Source organism: Hydrocoleum sp. CS-953 (assembly GCF_002260545.1).
GTDB lineage: Bacteria > Cyanobacteriota > Cyanobacteriia > Cyanobacteriales > Microcoleaceae > Trichodesmium.
Window position 1 is genome coordinate 1 of the sequence record NZ_LGSU01000321.1, and the last position, 2,740, is coordinate 2,740.

A 2,740-nucleotide genomic window follows, 5' to 3' on the forward strand; every position below is an offset into this window, starting at 1 on the left:
TTGATAAGCTTTAAAAGCTGACCAACTTCCATCAGCAAGAGCAAATCTAAATTCCTTAATTACAACCTGTCGATTTGAAGTGAGGGATTTCGCTAAATATGTAATTCGCCCGCCTTGTAAATTACGCCCTAATTCTTTACTAATTTGATAGCCGTAGTTGGTAAAGTCTGGATATTTTTTCATGCTAGTAAATTTTTATAGCTAGACTAACTTTAAGTAAGTATTCTGAAGTTTGGATGTTTTTGCCTTTCTTATAATTATACAGTCAAGATTTTCTAGCTGATGTAGATCGAGCTACTATAACTACTTAATCTAACCTTAGATTTCCTGAAGTAATTAGAGGATAAGTTAAATTAATAAATGACTATTTTTCTGGCTATCTCTCCTACCCTCAAAAATTCTAATTTCTCAAAATTAAATTGTTTTCTCATCCATCAATAATCTAGATAACCAGCAAATTTTTTCCCTCATCAAATCTTTCCATCCATCCCTCCTAAATGGAAAACTACAAATATTTTCATTTTATGAAGCTCGTGAAAAAAATTTGCGCATCGAAGGATTTTCGGTTGCATTCCCGCAAAAATTCTGATATCATAAAAACTGGTGGGGTTTACTCGCCTATATGCATGACTTTTTATTCAACTAAACTTTAATTCAGGAATTTTGCCCAGAGAGAATCATAAATCTTTTCATTGTCTGAAGCTTCCATAAACATCTATCCCTGATTTTCTCAAGGTTCGCGCCAAATATTCCCCAAAAATTCTAATTTCTCAAAATTCAATAGTTTTCTCATCCATCAATAATCTAGATAAGTAGCAAATTTTTTCTCTCATCAAATCTTTCCATCCATCCCTCCTAAATGGAAAACTAGGAACATTTTCATTTTATGAAGCTCCTGAAAAAATTTGCGCATCGAAGGATTTTCGGTTGCATTCCCGCAAAAATTCTGATATCATAAAAATTGGTGGGGTTTACTCGCCTATATGCATGACTTTTTATTCAACTAAACTTTGATTCAGGAATTTTCCCCAGAGAGAATCATAAATCTTTTCATTGTCTGAAGCTTCCATAAACATCTATCCCTGATTTTCTCAAGGTTCGCGCCAAATATTCTGAAAAAACATCTCTGCTCCTACCCTCAAAAATTCTAATTGCTCAAAATTCAATAGTAGTTTTCTCATCCATCAATAATCTAGATAAGTAGCAAATTTTTTCTCTCATCAAATCTTTCCATCCATCCCTCCTAAATGGAAAACTAGGAACATTTTCATTTTATGAAGCTCCTGAAAAAAATTTGCGCATCGAAGGATTTTCGGTTGCATTCCCGCAAAAATTCTGATATCATAAAAACTGGTTGGGTTTACTCGCCTATACGCATGACTTTTTATTCAATATAACTTTGATTCAGGAATTTTCCCCTGAGAGAATCATAAATCTTTTCATTCTCTGAAGCTTCCATAAACATCTACCCCTGATTTTCTCTCTGAAAAAACATCTCTGCTCATCACCGAAAATTTCAATTCTCCAAAATTATAGTCATTCTGAATAAGACTGGGATGAGTATTTATTTACCTAGAAAGGCGTTCAGCCAAAAAAGTGTTCATCCTTATTTGAAATGACTATAACTAATTTTTCCAAGCATCAATAATCTAGATAACCGCCAAATTTTTTCCCTCATCAAATCTTTCGATCCATCCCTCCTAAATCAAAAACTACGAACATTTTCATTTTATGAAGCTCCTGAAAAAAATTTGCGCATCGAAGGATTTTCGGTTGCATTCCGACAAAAATTCTGATATCATAAAAACTGGTAGGGTTTATTCGCCTATGCACATGAAGTTTTATTCAACATTGCTAGTAAAAAAAAGCTGAAACTAATTCAACTAAAAACTGATAACTGATAATTGTTAACTGATAACTGTTAACCCCTCCTCATACCTGCGATTAACTTCCGGCCAATTAACAACATTCCACCAAGCCTTCAAATAATCACCGCGACGATTTTGATACCTCAAATAATAAGCGTGTTCCCAAACATCGTTACCCATAATCGGATAATCCCCAGTCAAAAAAGGACTATCTTGATTAGCCGTACTAATAACCTTCAACTTTCCATCTTCACCCAAAACCAACCAAACCCAACCACTGCCAAAACGACTACCACCAGAAGCATTAAACTTATCCTTAAAACTATCAAAATTACCAAAACTTTCATCAATAGCAGTAGCTATTTTCCCTTGAGGTTCACCCCCACCATTAGGACTCATAATTTCCCAAAACATTTTATGATTAACATAACCACCACCATTATTTTGTACAGCAGTACGAATATCATTTGGTAAACCATTCAAACCACGCAATAAATCCTCAGCACTCTTGTCTTTAAGTTCAGGGTAATTAGCGATCGCCCCATTTAACTTTTTAATATAACCAGCATAATGTTTACCATGATGAAACTGCATAGTTTCCTTGTCAATATAAGGTTCTAATGCGTCATATTGATAAGGCAAAGGTGTTAGTTCAAATACCCCAGATTTTTCAGCTAACTTAGTATCATTTGGTAGAGTAGAAGGAGTTACTGATGCAGAAGAATTATCAGGGGGTATCTGACAACCATCTAGAGTTATAACCCCTAAAGTTGTACCTAGTAATATTAATAAATTACGGCGATTAATATTCATTATTAGTTACCAAAAAAACAGTAGTTGATATTTATAAAATCCTGTTATTAATTAAGTAT

Annotated in this window: 1 protein-coding gene and 1 pseudogene; both read right to left on the reverse strand. The window is 33.8% G+C overall.

What is annotated here, in order from left to right:
- Positions 1–183 (reverse strand): annotated as a pseudogene (locus AFK68_RS02955) (serine/threonine protein kinase); the annotation flags it as partial.
- Between the two features lie 1,724 nt (positions 184–1,907).
- The gene (locus AFK68_RS02960; protein WP_094671502.1) at positions 1,908–2,681 is read right to left on the reverse strand and encodes a superoxide dismutase; all 774 of its coding nucleotides are present in this window, start codon (positions 2,679–2,681) and stop codon (positions 1,908–1,910) included.
- Between the last annotated feature and the right edge of the window lie 59 nt (positions 2,682–2,740).